This is a genomic window from Pacificoceanicola algae, from assembly GCF_049341065.1.
In the GTDB taxonomy this organism is placed as follows: Bacteria; Pseudomonadota; Alphaproteobacteria; order Rhodobacterales; family Rhodobacteraceae; genus Pacificoceanicola.
In genome coordinates this window covers 1-1,140 of the sequence record NZ_JBMPIX010000064.1, presented here as the reverse complement: position 1 = coordinate 1,140, position 1,140 = coordinate 1, and the positions used below count along the sequence as shown (strand labels likewise).

Annotated in this window: 2 protein-coding genes; one reads left to right on the top strand and one right to left on the bottom strand. The window is 60.6% G+C overall.

The genetic code is table 11. The features are described from left to right. Positions 1-315: 315 nt before the first annotated feature. Positions 316-744, bottom strand: a complete 429-nt coding sequence (locus tag ACOYQJ_RS26180; RefSeq protein ID WP_422908813.1) for a hypothetical protein — start codon at positions 742-744, stop codon at positions 316-318. Between ACOYQJ_RS26180 and ACOYQJ_RS26175 the strand changes: the two genes are divergently transcribed. After that, a partial coding sequence (locus ACOYQJ_RS26175; protein WP_422908812.1) for a recombinase zinc beta ribbon domain-containing protein occupies positions 745-1,140 on the top strand: 396 nt, incomplete at its 3' end.

The following is a 1,140-nucleotide window of genomic DNA, read 5'->3' as shown; positions in this document are numbered from 1 at the left end:
CGTGCGTAGTCGTGGCGCTGCCATGACGAACTTGTCCCATAAGGTCTCCTTCCATTCCAACGAAAGGATCACACCATTAAACCGTGGGATCAAACACCTAAGGCACTGGATTCGCACGCAGTTTTGATTGTTTTGTTGACCTATTGTTGACCTGGGATTTGGATAGCAAAAAGCCCCGCGTGATGCGAGGCCTAAGGCTTTGGTATTGTTCGGTAATTTTGGTTGCGGGGGCAGGATTTGGTCTTTGGCCAACAATCTTGCAGGTGAGATGGTGATCTGCGCCTCCGCGCGCTACGTGCGCGCGGGGCGAAGCCGTCACGCATAGCCTTCGGCATCGCCGGACTTGCGTTGAGCCTCTCCGGCTGACACGGCTTTGGCCGCTTCCTCCTCGGCTTTCCACTGATCGACCTGTTCCTGCGCACGCTCTGCGACGCCTTCCAGCGCCCTGGCGTGTTTGAACATCCGGCGGCGATTAGTGGCGGTGGCGAAGCAGCCGAGCTCGAAGAAGACGTCTTCGACCTGCTCGGGTGCCGTTTCCTCCATCCAGTCGAGCCAGGCGTCGAAGGTCTCGGCGATGGCGAGGCGGGCCTCGCGCTGGACCTTGTCGTCCTTGCGGGCCTGCTTGTCGGCGATGTTGCCGATCGAGACCATCGCCTTCTGCATGCGGGCCTGCATGGCGGGGGTCATTTCGAACTGCGACGAGCGCGGCTTGCGGGCGGGTTTCCGGGACAGCGATTTTTTCATTTGGGATACCGAAAGAACCCGGAAACGGACCAGCGCGCCTCGCGCGACCGCGACGAAGAAGAGGTCATACGGGTGGAGGTGCCGTATCTGCGAATTATAGACGAGGATCTATGGCGGGCGGTGAAGGCGCGCCAAGAGGGGCAGCGCCGCACCTTGGCCGAAGCCGCGCCCTCCACGCTCCGGCGGAAGCGATACCTGTTGTCAGGTCTCGTCCGGTGCGGGCAATGTGGAGGCAACATGACGGTCGCCGGCTCCGGCAGGAGCCGCGCCTATTACTGCGCCAATGCCAAGGAGAAAGGCCCCTCCGTCTGTGGTGGAATTGGAGTGCCCCCACTGAAGTGGTCCACCTTTTGGGATAGAATTATCCCGTTTTCAGGAGGACGACGAGATGGCTGG

Coding starts and splice junctions, on each gene's coding strand:
- ACOYQJ_RS26180 (WP_422908813.1), bottom strand. CDS start 744: ATGAAAAAATCGCTGTCCCGGAAACCCGCCCGCAAGCCGCGCTCGTCG.